Origin of the sequence: Streptomyces sp. NBC_00239 (genome assembly GCF_036194065.1) — a bacterium.
Classification (GTDB): Bacteria; Actinomycetota; Actinomycetes; order Streptomycetales; family Streptomycetaceae; genus Streptomyces.
In genome coordinates this window covers 82,609-98,338 of the sequence record NZ_CP108096.1, presented here as the reverse complement: position 1 = coordinate 98,338, position 15,730 = coordinate 82,609, and the positions used below count along the sequence as shown (strand labels likewise).

General features: G+C 71.6%; 14 protein-coding genes. 13 read left to right on the top strand and 1 reads right to left on the bottom strand.

Annotated elements, in window-relative coordinates:
- Positions 1-71: 71 nt before the first annotated feature.
- The 10 genes from OG764_RS38245 (at position 72) to OG764_RS38200 (ending at position 11,843) form a co-directional block, all read left to right on the top strand.
- Positions 72-533, top strand: coding sequence for a hypothetical protein (locus OG764_RS38245; protein ID WP_328973410.1), 462 nt, complete (start codon positions 72-74; stop codon positions 531-533).
- Positions 534-708: 175 nt separating this feature from the next.
- The gene (locus OG764_RS38240; protein WP_328973409.1) at positions 709-1,374 is read left to right on the top strand and encodes a lysophospholipid acyltransferase family protein; all 666 of its coding nucleotides are present in this window, start codon (positions 709-711) and stop codon (positions 1,372-1,374) included.
- 340 nt (positions 1,375-1,714) lie between these two features.
- The gene (locus OG764_RS38235; RefSeq protein ID WP_328973408.1) at positions 1,715-3,073 is read left to right on the top strand and encodes a hypothetical protein; all 1,359 of its coding nucleotides are present in this window, start codon (positions 1,715-1,717) and stop codon (positions 3,071-3,073) included.
- 292 nt (positions 3,074-3,365) lie between these two features.
- Positions 3,366-6,788 carry a DNA polymerase III subunit alpha gene (locus OG764_RS38230; protein ID WP_328973636.1) on the top strand — a complete coding sequence of 1,141 codons (3,423 nt, stop codon included), beginning with the start codon at positions 3,366-3,368 and terminating at the stop codon, positions 6,786-6,788.
- Positions 6,785-7,819 carry a DNA polymerase Y family protein gene (locus tag OG764_RS38225; protein WP_443056280.1) on the top strand — a complete coding sequence of 345 codons (1,035 nt, stop codon included), beginning with the start codon at positions 6,785-6,787 and terminating at the stop codon, positions 7,817-7,819. Before OG764_RS38230 ends, OG764_RS38225 begins: the two co-directional genes overlap by 4 nt.
- A 39-nt stretch (positions 7,820-7,858) precedes the next feature.
- Positions 7,859-8,317 carry a hypothetical protein gene (locus tag OG764_RS38220; RefSeq protein WP_328973406.1) on the top strand — a complete coding sequence of 153 codons (459 nt, stop codon included), beginning with the start codon at positions 7,859-7,861 and terminating at the stop codon, positions 8,315-8,317.
- 406 nt (positions 8,318-8,723) lie between these two features.
- Positions 8,724-9,413 carry a transcriptional repressor LexA gene (gene lexA / locus OG764_RS38215; protein ID WP_328973405.1) on the top strand — a complete coding sequence of 230 codons (690 nt, stop codon included), beginning with the start codon at positions 8,724-8,726 and terminating at the stop codon, positions 9,411-9,413.
- A 153-nt stretch (positions 9,414-9,566) separates the two neighbouring features.
- Positions 9,567-10,508, top strand: coding sequence for a hypothetical protein (locus tag OG764_RS38210; protein WP_328973404.1), 942 nt, complete (start codon positions 9,567-9,569; stop codon positions 10,506-10,508).
- Between the two features lie 64 nt (positions 10,509-10,572).
- Positions 10,573-11,184 carry a hypothetical protein gene (locus tag OG764_RS38205; RefSeq protein WP_328973403.1) on the top strand — a complete coding sequence of 204 codons (612 nt, stop codon included), beginning with the start codon at positions 10,573-10,575 and terminating at the stop codon, positions 11,182-11,184.
- Positions 11,185-11,435: 251 nt separating this feature from the next.
- Positions 11,436-11,843 carry a hypothetical protein gene (locus OG764_RS38200; protein WP_328973402.1) on the top strand — a complete coding sequence of 136 codons (408 nt, stop codon included), beginning with the start codon at positions 11,436-11,438 and terminating at the stop codon, positions 11,841-11,843.
- On the opposite strand, the gene OG764_RS38195 is transcribed toward OG764_RS38200, so the two are convergent.
- Complete coding sequence (locus tag OG764_RS38195; protein ID WP_328973401.1) at positions 11,795-12,037, bottom strand: hypothetical protein; 243 nt, start codon at positions 12,035-12,037, stop codon at positions 11,795-11,797. The genes OG764_RS38200 and OG764_RS38195 overlap by 49 nt on opposite strands.
- A gap of 506 nt (positions 12,038-12,543) precedes the next feature.
- Here OG764_RS38195 and OG764_RS38190 point away from each other — a divergent pair.
- The 3 genes from OG764_RS38190 (at position 12,544) to OG764_RS38180 (ending at position 15,708) form a co-directional block, all read left to right on the top strand.
- Positions 12,544-12,921, top strand: coding sequence for an SH3 domain-containing protein (locus OG764_RS38190; RefSeq protein ID WP_328973400.1), 378 nt, complete (start codon positions 12,544-12,546; stop codon positions 12,919-12,921).
- 258 nt (positions 12,922-13,179) lie between these two features.
- The gene (locus tag OG764_RS38185) at positions 13,180-14,430 is read left to right on the top strand and encodes an MFS transporter (RefSeq protein WP_328973399.1); all 1,251 of its coding nucleotides are present in this window, start codon (positions 13,180-13,182) and stop codon (positions 14,428-14,430) included.
- A 15-nt stretch (positions 14,431-14,445) separates the two neighbouring features.
- Positions 14,446-15,708: an ATP-grasp domain-containing protein gene (locus OG764_RS38180; RefSeq protein WP_328973398.1), complete on the top strand. Its 1,263-nt coding sequence runs from the start codon at positions 14,446-14,448 to the stop codon at positions 15,706-15,708.
- Positions 15,709-15,730 lie beyond the last annotated feature (22 nt).

Here is a 15,730-nt window from a genome sequence, read left to right as displayed (position 1 = left end):
GCAGGGACCTTCGCCTGTCAGCGGCTGTCGATAGGGTCCACCGCATGGGGATGCACTTCACGACTGCTGTCGTGCCAGCGGAACGTTCCGGCGCGGACACCGATAACGCGGTCCTGATCTTCGCGGCCGACATCGAGGACGACATCGCGAACCTGCCGTTGCCGGTGGCGCTGCACGTCCAAGGCAACGAGCTGGGGTGCTTCGCTCCGCACGGGCAGATGCTCGGCGCTCCGCTGCGGGTCTCGGACGCCTGGATTACGGCGGCCGCGCCGACAGGGAACTACGGTGCCCAGGTCCGGGTGTGCGTGGTGCTGGAACCTCTGCCCGAAGAGGGCGGCACGGACCACGTTCCGGTGGACGAGGGCGTCACTGAACCCGGCCTTGCCTCATGGGTGGGGGATGTCATCGCGGGTCGGTACAAGATGGCCCTCCGGGCGGTGCGCGTCTCGTTCGGGAACCCGCTCCTGATCGACGCCGCCCTCCACGCGCCGACGCAGCTCCCCGAGTGGGCGGAGTTCACCCACACTCCATAGCCCTAGCCAGTAGGAACCAGCAGGCGCCGAGGAAGCCGCCATCGTCTTGCTCCACGAACCCGCGCACCACCGTGCCGGGTAGGCCTGCGGCCAGAAGATGAGTACGCCGACTCAGGACCGGTCAGCCCTGACCGCCGACGATGAAGATCAACATCGTCGAACCGGGAGACCGCTCATGCTCAGCCGCATCGCCGACATCTTGGTGCCCGCCGTGGGCCGCCTCTCGGTTACCACCGACGCCAACGCGGAACTCAGGCCGGGCAGCATCATCGCCGCGAACCACTCCTCCCTCGCGGACCCCGCCATCGTGATCGCCGCCGTCCGCCGCCTCGGCGGCGCCGAGCCGGTCATCATGGCGGCCGCCGGGCTCTGGCGCGTCCCGCTGCTCGGCCGCGCCCTGGCTAGGGAAGGGCACATCCCCGTCATCCGTGGAGACCGCCGCGCCGCGGACGCGCTGGATGCGGCGGCCGAGGCCCTGGCGCAGGGACGGATGATCCTCATCTACGCCGAGGGTGGGCTCCCACGGCGCCGGGACGCCGCGGAGACCGCCCCCGGGAACTTCCGCAGCGGCCTGGCCCGGCTCGCCGAGCGCACCGGCGCCCCCGTGGTGCCCGTCGGACAGGCTGGCGCCCGCCGGATCACCTCGGGCAGCACCGTGAAGCAACTCGCGGGACTCATCACCGCACCCGTGCGCCGCCCGCATCTGCACGTCCATGTGGGTGCGCCCCTGGAGCTGACCGGCGAGCGTGCCGTACGGACGGCGCGGGCCCGGGCCGCCGTGACCGCGGCGTGGCGGACGGCGGCCGCCCACCTGGGAGAGCCCGCCGCGCTCGCCGCGTAGCGACGCCGGCGCCCCGCAGCCCAGTTCCGCCTCTCCACGCCCCGGACCGGGACGGAGTCCCTCGGTGTCGTGCTGGGCGGGCGGATGTGGCGGTGGATCGGCGGGGCGCACGGAGGTGAATACGGCGTAGTGGGTCTCACGCAGGACGCGAGGCTTCTACGATGGGCAGCCTGGCTAGGCACGTACCGCCACGGTCGTCCGCCGCTCGTCCACATCCGCGCGGCTTCGCTGACGGCAAGGGTTTCCGGACCCCGTGCTGCGTCCTGGTGCCGGCCATCCTTCGCACTCCCAGCCGCAGCACGATGTGGGCGCCCAGCGCGCTGAGGCCGAGGAACAAGCCATGCCGAAGAACCGCACCACCGCCCAGCAGCGGGCCCGACAGATCCAGCACGCTCCCGGAACCCGTCTCCCGTACGGGCAGGCGCTAGAAGCCGCCCGCAGCCGTCAACTTCACCCGGACCAGGTGCGCAAGACACTCCGGGCGCTCGCCGACGCACACGACATCGCGGTCTCCTGGCGCGACTGCCTCCGCGGACATCTGGCCGCCGCAGACCACGCCGACTGGCCCACCATGGGTGACGCGATCTCACTGTGTGAGGACCTCTACCGCCTGACCGGCGTCCCCGCCCCGGAGGAGGTCCTGCCGGACATCCCCCCGGCGCTCCGGTACTTCCCGCTTGACCACCTCCGTGACGCGCTGAAGACGGGGAGCGCCCCCGACTACCTCTGCGCCGTGGTCGCCGCGCTCACGGGCCCGCTCCGTCACCTGCTCCGGCGTCCGTACGGATCACGCCCGCGGCAGGACGACGTGACCTACCAGGCGCGAAAGGCACCGAAGTCCCCGTCGCTCCGGCAGGTGACCGTCCACACCGTCGACGGACTGCACATCGAGGACGTCCCGTTCCCTCGCCCCTGGAGCACACCGACCACCACCGGGTACTTCACCTGCGAGACACCCCACGGCCGCGAGGACCTGGCCCGCGCAGTCCTCGCACACGCACTCGGCGGCGCCGCGCCGACCAGCCGCGCCTCCTGCGGAGCGTGCCACGGCAACGGCTGGCTGACCGCGCTGGATCCGCAGCACGACGCACATGTTCCTGCCTACCGGCCGGACGGCGGCCATGTGTGCGTCTGCGGCGGATGCCGGGGCACGGGCCTGCGCCCGCTTCCCACGGAGCTGTTCGCCGCGGCATTCCTTCGCCGACTCCAGGCGCGGACCGGCCCGGGGGTGTCCCGCAGCCAGATCCTGGAGTGGGCCGCCGCTCACGCGCCCGCCCAGCCGACCTCCCCGGCCAGGTGCGCCGAGGGGCCACAGGACGCCTACGTGCAGCACGTCGTCGCCGCCCTGGCTGATGCCGGCTTCGCCGTCATCGGGACAGACGCCCCCGATGGCTACGAGCTCGACTTCGACGAGCAAGGCGTCTTGGGAGCGCACTTCGCCGTCGGAGGCGAAGCCACGCTCCGCACCTTCGCGACGGACTCCGTGCTGATGATCTGGTTCAGCGACCGGGGATGGTCAGTCACCGGGTTCGGGGCGGTCCGGCGGCTGCTGCCGGCTGAGCTGGTCCCGGAACCCCGTGCCGTCGCGCAGGCACTGATGGCGCCCGCCACGGTAGAAGAGGCGCCCCCGGGCAGCCGGCCGCCGCATCTCGACCCATACACGGCCGTGCTGGCCTACCCGGCACCGGCGCACCGCTAAGAAGGCCCCGTCCCGGCTCCGCCGCCCAGCTCACAGCCAGCCGGAACCCGCCCGGCCCTGCCGTCCTCCGGCAGGGTCGGGCCTCTGCCGCCGCCAAGGAGCACCCGCCGGCTGCGCGATCTGCGTGCTGCCGGCAACGGCCAGCGCGATCTCGGGCCGCCCACTTACGGGTGAAGACTCGGCTTCCCCTTTTCCGCCACGCGGACTCTCGCGTTACAGTCATCGTACGAATGTTCGATAACCGGGAGGGGTGCGAGCACACCAGTGGGACAAGGCACGATCGGAGGACGCCATGGAGGGCTTCGCCCATCTGCACGTCGCCTCCGGTTATTCACCCCGCTACGGCGCCTCGTCCCCGGCCGCCCTCGTCCAGGCCGCCGCCGAGCGCGGCATGCAGGTCCTCGCGCTGACCGACCGTGACACCGTCACCGGGTTCGTCCGCTTCGCCAAGGCCTGCGAGAAGAACGCCGTCCGGCCCGTCCTCGGCGTCGACCTGGCCGTCGCCCCGCTGACCGAGGCCCGCGCCGAGCGCCACCGCACTCCAGTCCGCGGCGGCGCCCACGTCCGCGAGCCGCTCCTGCGCGTCCAGTTCCTCGCGCACAGCCGCGCCGGCTGGACGCGGCTGTGCCGACTGCTGTCCGCCGCGCACGCCGCACCGACCGACAGCTACCCGGTGGCAACCTGGGACCTGCTGCGCGAACACGCCGGCGACGGCCTGACCGCCCTGCTCGGCCCCGCCTCCGAACCGGCCCACGCCCTGTCCGCCGGCCGCCCCGACCTCGCCGAGCAGCTGCTGCGCCCGTGGCGCGAGCTCTTCGGTCCCGACCTGCGGCTGGCCGCCGTCTGGCACGGACTGCAGGGGACCGGGCCGGGCTCGCTCAGGCTGGCCGCCCGCACCCTGGGCCTCGCCGACAACCTCGGTATCCCGGCCGTCCTCACCAACGCCGTCCGATACGCACATCCCGCCCAGCACCGGCTCGCCGACGTCCTCGACAGCGCGCGCCTGCTGCGCCCCATCGACCGCCGCCGCCTCGACTCCGGCCAGCGCTGGCTCAAGAACACCCGGCAGATGACCGAGGCCGCCGACCGCATCACGCTCGCCGCCGGAGCGGACCCCCGCCGCGCCCGCCAGCTGCTCGCCGACACCGCGGCCACCGCGCAGCGGTGCGCCCTCGACCCGCGCGCCGACCTCGGCCTGGGCCGCCCGCATCTGCCCGAACCCGAAGCCGTCGGCGCCGCCGACGCGGCGGACGCCGCCCGGCTGCTGCGCCAACGCTGCGAGGCCGGCATGATCCGCCGCGGCCTCGACCGCTCCCCGGAAGTGCGCGCCAGACTGGACCACGAGCTCGACATCATCGGCCGTCTCCAGTACGACACGTACCACCTCACCGTGGCCCAAGTCGTCGACGACGTACGCCAGCTGGGCATCCGGGTCGCGGCCCGCGGCTCGGGCGCCGGCTCGATGACCAACCACCTGCTGGGCATCGCCGCGGCCAACCCGCTCGACCACAACCTCGTCTTCGCCCGCTATCTCTCGATGCGCCGCACCGACCTGCCCGACATCGACCTCGACGTCGAAGCAGACCGGCGGCTCGAGGTCTATGACGCGATCTTCGCCCGGTATGGCACCGACCGCGTCGGCGTCACCGCCATGCCCGAGACCTACCGGGCCCGGCACGCCCTGCGCGATACCGGACTCGCCCTCGGCATCGCCCCCGGCGAGGTCGGCCGCATCGCCAAGTCCTTCCCCCACATCCGCGCCCGCGACATCCGTGCCGCCCTTGCCGAACTGCCCGAGCTCAAGAGCCTCGCCGCCCAGGCGCACCGCTACGGGCCGCTGTTCGAACTCGCCGAAGGACTCGACGCACTGCCGCGCGGGATCGCCATGCACCCCTGCGGCGTTGTGATCTCCGACGCGACGCTGCGCACCCGTCTGCCCGTACAGCCCACCCCGGGCGGCAACTACGAGATGCTGATGGCCGACAAGGCCGATATCGAGGATCTCGGCTTGATCAAACTCGACGTCCTCGGGAGCCGGACGCAGTCCGCGATGGCTCATGCCGTCGCCGAGATCAAGCGCGCCACCGGCCAGGACCTCGACCTCGACCAGGTTCCGCTCGACGACTACTTCGCCTTCAAACTCATCCAGGACGCGCGGACGGTCGCCGTCAGCACCCTCGCCAGTCCTGGGCAAATGGATCTTCTGTCCCGTTTGCAACCGCGCGATGTACAGGACGTCATTGCTGATATCAGTCTTTTCCGTCCGGGTCCGGTCGCCGGCGGCATGCCCGCCGAGTACATCGCCGCCCGGCATGGAGAGCCGCCGGCCTACCCGCACCCCGACCTGGAGCCGATCCTCGCCGACACCTACGGCGTGCTGATCTGGCACGAGCAGATCATCCGGATCGTCGCGGTCATGTGCGGTGTCGACGACGCGCTCGCCGAGCTCGCCCGCCGGGCCCTCGGCGACGCCGACCGGCTGCCGAAGGTGGGGGAGTGGTTCCGCGGCCGGGCCCTGGCCCACGGCTACGACGAGCCTGTGGTGACGGAGATCTGGGAAAAGCTCAAGGCGTTCGGCGCCTATGGATTCGCCCGCGCGCATGCTGTCGCGCTGGCCGTGCCTGCCCTGCAATCCGCCTATTTGAAGGCGCACTTCCCGGCCGCGCTCTACGCCGGCGTCCTCCAGCACGACCCGGGCATGTGGCCCAAACGGATCATCGTCGCTGACGCCCGCCGCCACGGCATCCAGGTGCACGGCGTCGACGTCAACCGCTCGGCCTCCACACACCGCGTCGAACCCGCCGACGACGGCAGCTTCGCGGTACGCCTCTCCCTCGCCGAGGTCCGCGGCATCACCGACGAACAGACCCGGCGCATCGTCGACGGCCAGCCGTACGCGAGCGTCCAGGACCTGTGGCAGCGCGCCCGCCCCGCCCGCCCGGTCGCCGAGAACCTGGTCAACATCGGCGCCCTGGACAGCCTGCGCGGCACCGCCAGCCGTCGCGACCTGCTGCTGCAGATCGCCGAGTTGCACCGCCAGACCCGCAACCGGCACCTCGACGACGGCCAGCTCCCTCTCGACGACGGCACCTCCCTGACCGCCCCGCCGTCCGGCCTGCCCGAGATGACCTCCCGCGAGCGCCTCGCCGCTGAGCTCAGCGTCCTGGGTATCGACGTCTCCACCCACCTCATGGAGCACCACCACCAGCTCCTTCGCGAGCTCGCCGTCACCAGCGCCCGCCGCCTGCCCACCCTGCGCCCCGGCCAGCCCGTTCTCGTAGCCGGGGTGCGAGGCGCTACCCAAACTCCCCCGATCGCCAGCGGAAAGCGAGTGATCTTCGCGTCCCTCGACGACGGCAGCGGCCTGGTCGATGTCGCGTTCTTCGAATCCGCCCACGACACGGTCGCTCACACCGTGTTCCACAGCTCCATGGTTCTGGTGCGCGGCAAGGTCCAGCGGCGCGGCACCCGCGCGACCGTTGTCGGAGACAGGGCGTGGGACCTCGAAGCCCTCGCGGCCGCCCGCCGCGACCACGGGCCCGACGCCGTCCACCAACTCCTCGGCGCACCGGCCGCACCCGCCGCCGGCTCCCCGCCCGCGCGAGTCCTCCACCTGCCCAACGGTGCGCAGCTCCAGGCATGGGCCGACCTGGTGCCCGCGGGCGACCGCACCGCGAACCTCAAGGCGTACGCCAGCCCCGGATCGGCCGGGTGAGGACCTTGAGCCAGCCTTACGTCCTGCGCGTCCACGCGCACCTGCCCGACCGTGCCGGCGCGGAGCTCTACCCCCAGCTCCTCGACCTGCTGGAAACCATCACGCCCACCGTCCAGGCCCTGCAGCCCGACGCCGCCGACATCGAGATCGGCAGCGCCCTGCGGTTCTTCGGCCGCACCCCCCACGAACTCGCCCAGCTCGTACGACTGCGAGCCCTCGCCCTGCTCGGCCTCAACCTCACGATCGGCGGCGGCCGCTCCCGCATGATTGCCGCCATGGCCGCCGACGCCACCGCCCCCGGCGCCCTTACCTGCATCGACCCCAGTGACACCGCCACCAGTGCCTTCCTGCGGCCCCGCCCCGTCGCCGCCCTCTACGGCGCAGGCCCCGCCACCGCCCAGACCCTCATCCGCTACGGCATCACCACCATCGGCCAACTCGCCGAAACCCCGCTCCTGACCGTCCAGAAGATCCTCGGCACCGCCACCGGCCGCCTCCTGCACGAACGCGCCCACGGCATCGACCCGCGCCCCGTCCTGCGCCAACAGCCCGAGCAGTCCTGCTCGGCCGGCGTCGATTTCCCGAGCGACGAACTCGACCCCGACCGCCACCGCCAGGCCGTCCTGCACCTCGCTGAACAGCTCGGCTTCCGCATGCGCGGCGAAGCACAGGTCGCCCGCCGCCTCGCGCTGACCGTCCGCTACGCCGACCACACCAGCACCCACCGCACCCGCACCCTGCCCGAGGCCACCTCCCACACCGTGCAGCTCGCCCGCACCGCCTACGACCTCTACGAGACACTCGCCCTCCAGCGGGCCCGGGTGCGCGGCTTCGCGCTCCGCGCCGAAGCTCTCACCCCCGCCGACGGAGCACACCACCAGCTCACCTTCGACCCCGCCGACCACAAGGCCCGCCTGCTCGAAGCCGCCGCTGACCAGGCACGCCACCGATTCGGCGCAGCGGCCGTACGCCCCGCGGCCCTCGCCCGCCCCGCGGCCGCGCGAAGGCGCGATGTCAGACCCCCTGCCTAGGCTGATCACACGCATACGACAACCGGAGAGGCGGCGGCAGTGGGCCCCGACGAGGTACAGGAGCTGTGCACGGAGATCCTGGCCAAGGGCCCCGACATCACCGCCGTGGACCGGTGGACCGACCCCGGCCGCCCCAGCGGACTCGTGATCACCTTCAGCAGCGGTGCCCGGCTGTGGGCCGGGATCACCACTGCGGGGGCCACCGGCGCCGACCCCCAGGACGAACCCGCTCCCGCGCCGCCGCTGCCCGCGCTCTTCGACAGCGCGGGGAAGATCACGGCGGCCCGCGCCGAGCACTACCTCGCCGCGGTCCTCATGGCCGCGCACGCCCCGCAGATCACCAGCGTGTACGGCTACTCCACCACCTCGTCGGCACGTCACCCCGGAGTAGGGCTGCACCTGGTCGGAGGGGGCCGCGCCTTCCTGCCGTTCATCTACACCGCTGCGCACGGCAAGAAGCCGGCCACGCGGCCGTTCACCATCGACTCCGTCTTCTGACCAGGCAGGACAGGGGTGGTCGCACTTTGCAAAGTGCTGAAGGGTGGCGGACACGATGTCGGTGGGCCGTCGTACCGTGTCCCGGTGATTCACGACTTCCACCGACGCAAAGGCGGTGCCCCGATGCTCGGGGCGAGCGCGCCTGGACAGAGCGGCCCTTTCGGACCGTACGGCGATGCCCCCGCAGCCGAGGACGATGCCGGCGCCGCACCGGATGCCCCCGACCAGCAGCAGGCAGACCTCCCGGGCTGACCAGGCGCGCGACCGACGACGGTTACGGCAGAGGGCTGGACACCGGACGGCATCGCACTTTGCACAGTGGCGGGCGCGACTTCGAATACCAGTGCGCATATGTCGGTGGGGGCAGATACGGTCGACATGTGTAGATCTTTAGGGGAGGGGCGCCATGGAGGCTGTCACCACATCGAGCCGCAGCGGGCGTCCGCCGGGCATCCGGGCCGGCAGTGACGGACTGACCGACCGTCAGCGGCGCATCCGCGACTGCATTGCGGAGTCGGTCGAGACCAGGGGCTACCCGCCGTCGATGCGCGAGATCGGCCAGGCGGTCGGTCTGAACAGCACCTCGTCGGTCGCGCATCAGCTGGGTGCACTGGAGAAGAAGGGCGTCGTCCGGAAGGACCCGCAACGCCCCCGCGCCTACGTCATCGCCGCCGGGGCAGCGACTTCACCCGCCGACGACTCTGCCGCGGTGCCGCATCCGGACGTCGTGCACGCCCCGCTGGTCGGCCGCATCGCCGCGGGTACGCCGATCACCGCTGAACAGCAGATTGACGACTGGTACGCCTTGCCCCGGCAGATCGTCCGCGGTGGAGACCTCTTCATCCTCACCGTCGCCGGCAACTCCATGATCGACGCCGCGATCACCGACGGAGACCAGGTTGTCGTCCGTTCGCAGCCGGCCGCCGAGAACGGGGACATCGTCGCCGCGATGATCGACGGGGAGGCCACCGTGAAGCGGTTCAAGCGAAACACCACCGGTGTCTGGCTGATGCCCGAGAATAAGGACTACCAGCCGATCTGCGCCGATGAAGCCACCATCCTCGGCAGGGTCACCGCCGTAATGCGCCGCGTGTAGCCCTCCCGGCGCGACGGACCGGACTCCGGGGCGGGAGGAAATGAACCGTGACGGTCCCGCCCCGGCCCGCCGTCCGGCGCCCACCCCGGTTCGGGGCGGGGCACCGGACGGCGGGGGATGACAGCGGGCGCCGGACAGGCGTTGACTGAACCCATGGGTTACAGCGCTAGCCCCATAAAGCGTCCGCGCCGCACGAAGGCCCAGATCGAGGAACTCCGCGCCGCCCTGTACGCCATCGCGGAGGGCGCCCAACCGTGCAGCGCTCGGCACATCTACTACCTCGGCATCGGCCACCTGTGGGACAAGGACACCGGCCGCTCTCGCCGGAACTACTCCGTGGTCGTCCGCGAACTCGGCTACATGCGCGAGCACGCGCTGATGCCCTGGGACTGGATCACGGATGGAACCCGGACAGTCCGCCTGGACGACCAGTACGACAGCGTGGAGGACGCCCTCGCCCACACCGCCCAGTCCTTCCGGCGCAACCTCTGGGCCTCACAGTTCCGACGCGTCGAAGTCTGGTGCGAGAGCGACTCTGCGGCCGGCGTCCTGCTGCCGATCACCACAGCCTGGGGCGTGGGCCTCTACTCCTGCCGCGGACAGTCCTCCAAGACGTACGTACGGGAAGCCGTCGACGACTACCTCCGCCAGCCCAAGCCGCTGACCACCTGCTTCGTCGGTGACTGGGACCCAAGTGGCCGCTCGGTGCCCCGGTCGGTCCTCGAACGGATGGAGCGCTACGGCAACGGCCAGCTCGACCTCGACTTCCAGCAGATCGCGGTCACCGCCGCCGACGTCCGCTCCGGCCAGTTCACCACCCACTACGTGAACACCGCGGACGTCAACTTCAAGCGCTACCAGCAGGAATGCCGCGCCGAAGGGCTCGACCCCACGAGCGCGGTCGAGGTCGAAGCACTCGACCCCGGCCTGCTGCGCGGCCGGCTCAGCGACGCGATCGAGGCCCTCATCGACGACGTGGCCGCGTGGAACACCCTCGCCCGAGCCGAGCAGGCCGAACGCGAGCTCCTGGACACCCTGCACACACGGGTGAGCGAGGCCCTGCGCCGAGAAGCCGAGGGACCACCCGCGCCCTGACCACCGCCGACGAGCCGGAAGGAAGCCGTGAGAACTGGCCCGGCCCAGTGCCACACTCGGCGCCATGGACCAACCCACCCTCACACAGCTGCCCACCCGGCTCGTCGATGCCCAGGGATTCTCCTGGCGCCGCATGGCCGGTGACGCCGAGGACCGCTACGCGGCCGCCAACGACTTCCCTCCCGAACGCCTCACCCACGGCGAACTCACCGCCACTCGCGGCCCCGTGCGGCACATCGGACCGCCACCGTCGCAGGACGTACGTCTCGTCCGCGGAGCACTGATGATGGCCGGCCAGCAGGCCATGACCACGCTCGCCGTCGCCCTCATGCACGGCTTCCAGGCCGCAGAGCAGCACACCGGACACCCCGGCGCTCTCCTCGCGGGCCGGCCGGGATCCTCGGAATCCCAGGTCGTCCGCAGCCTCGCCTGGGACGTCGGCCCCGACGTCGCCGCCGCCCGCGTACACACCGCCGCCCTGGAGGTCCTCGACGACGTCCTCACCGAGTGGGTGACGGGCGACCCCTTCGTCGAGGTCGCCGAGAACCTTGCCAACATCCTCGGCGACGTCGTCACGCAGTACGGCGGCGAGTTCGAGAAGATCGCCGATGCCACGCTCCAGCGCTCGCCGCACGCGCCCCGGTACACGAACTACGCCACCGCACGCGCCCGCTAACTTGCCCCGGCCGCCTCCGCCGAGACCGCCGAGCCACCCGCCCCTCCCTTGCCGGCACAGCCCCCGGAGACCGGAACCCCGCTGCGCCGACCACCAGGGATCGGAGCCTGTCCAGGTCCGTCCGGCTCGCCCAGCAGCAGGTGCAGACGAACGGCGTCGGCTGACCCGACCGGGCGCACCTCAGAGCGCAAACGGATCATCCGCTGCTCGGGTACCTCGCGTTGTCAGTGCCGAGTGCGACCGTAAACGGCATGACCGCCACCGTGGAGACCGCATCGGACAGCCTGACCTCCGCGCTGCGCCTGCCCGTCTGGAAGGCGCTCGCCGACCGAGCTGAGGCACTGCGCCGTGCACTGCCCGCCCGGCCAGATGATGCTGCGGAGCGGTGGCACTGGTGGCAGGGCATGACCGGCGAACAACAGCGTCGAGCCGCCCTCCTGGAGCACCTGGACGCCCTGTGCGGGCACCTCACCGGGCGGCCGGCCCTCGGCTACGCCGCGCACGACCCGCTGCCACTCGCGGCCCTTGAGGAAGCCGACGGCTTCACCAGCGAACCCGTGGCGGAACTGATCGCCGCGTACCGGGCCGCACCCCGGGACTCCGAGGGCGGTCAGCCGCTCGATGCGCTCCAACCCAGCCAGATGCCCGCGAGGGTATAGAAGACGCCCGCGGCCAGCAGGAAGTGGAACGTCCTCCTGGCGCGCCGGGTGGCGAAGGGAGCGGTGCTCTCCGGGGCTCGGTCGTGGGCGGCCTGCCGTCGTGCGCCCGTCCACCGGTTCGCGGCGGTGAAGAGATGCCCGATACCCACCAGAGCGAACATCGTCGAGAACCCGACGTAGTCCTGGGCTGGCATCCGCCCACGATAGCGAGAACCAACTGCCCTTCAGGAGCTCGGCTTTCGACCGATCTCCCATGGCGGCCGCGCACCGGGCGAGCGACGGGCTCCATGCCTATGTGATGAGAGGCACCCCGCCTTTTCCAGAGGCAGCGCTGATTCCACCGCACTCGTGTGCCGCCTCAACCCTGAATTCCCATCCGAGCCGCAGAGTGATCCAGGCGGCACGGAAAACCTCCCCCAGAACAGGCCCGGAAGGAGTCCGCTGATCCCTCGTGGACTATCCGATCTGGGGCCTGGAATCGCACAGTTGAGATGAATCATCCAGCGGAATTTCCGTACAAACCGTGCTCGCCGTGATGGTGCGCGAGGGGGTCGGAAATCGCCGGAACTTATCCACAGGGCACCTCTCCTAGATTTCTGGCGTGTGCTTTCCGCTTCACACGCGGGACGTCGTAACTCGTCCTGCCCGCGAATTCGGACGGCTCATTGAGAAACGCAGTCAACGGCTCAGGAGACGACGCATGCAGACCAAGTTCATAGGCCGCGCCGGAGTTGCGGTCGCCACCCTCACCATGGGGGCCGCGGTCACCCTGGCGGCCGCCCCATCCGCCCTTGCGAGCACCCCCGCGCAGGCCCCGGCCACCCTCGCGGCGAAGAACACCTGCCCCACCTGGTCGGTGACCGGGAAGGCAGTGAACTTCCGGAGCGGGCCGAGCACGAACTACCGGTCGATCGGCCTGCTCTACCGCTGGAGCGACTCCGGCACGAAGGTCTCCAGCAGCGGCTCGTGGATCAAGATCAAGCTCGACCACAAGTCCAAGACCGGGATCACGAAGGGCACCACCGGCTGGGTCCACAAGAAGTACCTCGAGCAGTGCGTCTACATGCAGCTCGACTGACCAGCCACAGGGTCCTGACGCGCGGCTGACGCCGCAGCGCCCTGAACTCCCGGCCGGGCATTACCCCTTGCCCGGCCGGGCCCGGCCGAGGACCGCCCTTCAGCCCCCGAAGTGGCGCCAGGTTCTGCTCCCCGTCCTCCGAGAGCAGACCCGTCCCGGCCAACCAGGGGGTGCCGCCACCCGCGCCGGCGGCACCCCCGCCCCCTTCCTTCGCTTCACGGCGCCGCCCATCCGCGCCGCAACCCAGCTGGAGTCTGTGTGTCCACCACTGCCACGCCGGTCGGCCGACCGGACCGGGCCGGGAACGGAACCACACGCCGATGGCCGGCGGCGATCTGGACGCTGATGGCCGGCACCTTCCTCGTCCGGGGCTTCGGGTTCACGTACCCGTTCCTGCCGTACCGCCTGAGCGACTTGCACCTGACCACCGGGACCGTCAGCACCATCCTCGCCGTGTTCGGCGCCGGCTGGCTGCTGGGCTCCATCCTGTGCGGCTGGCTCGCCGACCGCATCGGCCACCGCGCCACCCTCATCACCACGATGCTGCTCGCCGCGGCCGCCCTGCCCCTGCTCGCCCAGGCTCACGCCGTACCCGCGCTGTTCGCAGCGACCTTCACCGCCGGCATCGTCTACGACGCCTCGCGGCCCGTGTTCACCGCCGCGATCGCCGACGCCTTCCCCGAGGACGGCGTCCGCGCAGGCGTGAACGCCTGGCGGCACTTCGCCGTCAACGTCGGTGCGGCCGTCGCCGGAACCGCCGGCGGCATGCTCGCAGGCCCCCTCGGTATCCAGGCCCTGATCTGGGTCAACGCCGCCGCCTGCACGCTCTTCGCGCTCCTGGTCTGGCGCTTTCTGCCTCCCGCCGACCCTCACCGTCACCCCGACGGCCGCCCGTCCGCCAACTACCGCGCCGCGCTCGGCGACCGGGGCCTGTGGCTGCTGCTCCTGGCCAGTCTGTGCGCCCTGACCTGCTGCGCGAGCCTGTTCTCCTCCCTCCCGATGCTCATGGCCAAAGACGGACTCGACGCCGCGGCCTACGGCTGGACCCAGACCGCGAACGCTGCCGCGGTCCTGCTGCTCTCCCCGCTGCTGAACCGCTGGCTCAGCCGCCAAGCCGATCAGCCCAAACCGATGACCGGCCTCTTCGCCGCGAGCTCCCTCGCCCTGGGCGCGAGCATGGGCGCCGCCGGCTTCGCCTCCACCACCCTCGGCTACTCCGCCACCGCCGCGCTCGCCGTGCCGGGCGAGATCGTCGTCTTCGTCGCCGCGTCCGACCTCCTCAACCGCATCTCGCCGCCCACCGCCCGCGGCCTGTACGCGGGGATCTGGGGAACGACGCTGGCCGGCGCGGTCATCATCGCCCCCTCCCTCGCGGGATGGGCGCTCACCCACGGCGGCGACGAACTAGCCGCCGCCGCCACCTTCACCGTCGGCGCCGTCGGCGCCGCACTGGCCTGGCCCCTGGCCGCGCTCATCCACCGTTCCCGCCCCGTTCCCGCCCTTCACTGACCAGGAGCCGCCACCATGTCCCGCCACAACCAGCCCGTCCTGCTCGTCCTGGGCGCCGGCGACCGCGCCTACCGCTCCTTTCTCCTGCAGGAGTTCGGCGCCCGCCACCACCTTGTCCTCCTCGACAACCAGCCGCCCGCCTGGACCCGGCCCTACGTCAGCGACGCGGTCACCGTCGACCTGCACGACCACCAAGCCGTCCACCGAGCGGTCACCGAGATCGCCCTGCGTCACCCGATCTCCGGCGTCACCACCTACCTCGAGCACCACGTCGAGCTCGTCGCGCACCTGGCCAAGGAGCTCGGCCTGCCCGGCGCCGATCCGGACGCCGTCGAGGCTTGCCGGGACAAGGCCCGCACCCGCCAACTCCTCGCCGAACACGGCGTCCCCTCCGCCCGCTCCGTCCTCGTCAACAGTGCCGAAGAGGCAACCGCGGCCGCCGACGCCATCGGCTACCCCGTCGTCATCAAGCCGCGCGGCCTCGGCGGCAGCGCCGGCGTACACCGCGCCGACTACCGCGAGCACGTCGCCGCCCACTACGACAGCGCGGCCGCCGCGACCCTGATCGGCCTGGAGGCGAGCGCCGCCGCCGGCGTCCTGGTCGAGGAGTACCTGCACGGGCCCGAGATCAGCGTCGAGTGCGCCGTCCGCGGCCGCGGTGACGTACACATCGCCGCGATCACCCGCAAACGGCTCGGCGCCGAGCCGGCCTTCCTGGAGACCGGCCACCTCGTCGACGCCACCGACCCGCTCCTCGACGACCCGGCCCTCCACCACGTCGTCACCTCGGCCATCAAGGCCGTGGGCATCACCACCGGGATCCTGCACGTCGAGGTACGCCTCACCCGCCAAGGCCCGCGCATCATCGAGATCAACGCCCGCCTCGGCGGAGACCTCATCCCGCGCCTGGTCCACCTCGCAACCGGCATCTCCCTCCCGCAGGCCCAGGCCGCCATGGCCGCCGGAGACACCCCGGACCTGAACGCCTCCATGGCACAGAGCGCAGCCGTCGAGTTCCGCTACCCAACCGTCACCGGGCCCGTCCAGACCGCCCACGCCCGCGCGTTCACCGCCGACTGGCTCGAACGCCTGGTCTGGACACGACAGTCGGGCGACATCGTCACCGCCGGCCCGCACAGCACCATCAACGACCGCCTCGCCCACGCCGTGGTCTGCGCCCCCACCGCCGACGCCTGCCAGGCGCGCCTCGACCAAGTACTGCAGAGCCTCACCGTGTACATCGCCGAACCCGTCCGCACCACCGCCTGCGTGCGCTGACCCAACCCCCGACCCGTCGTCA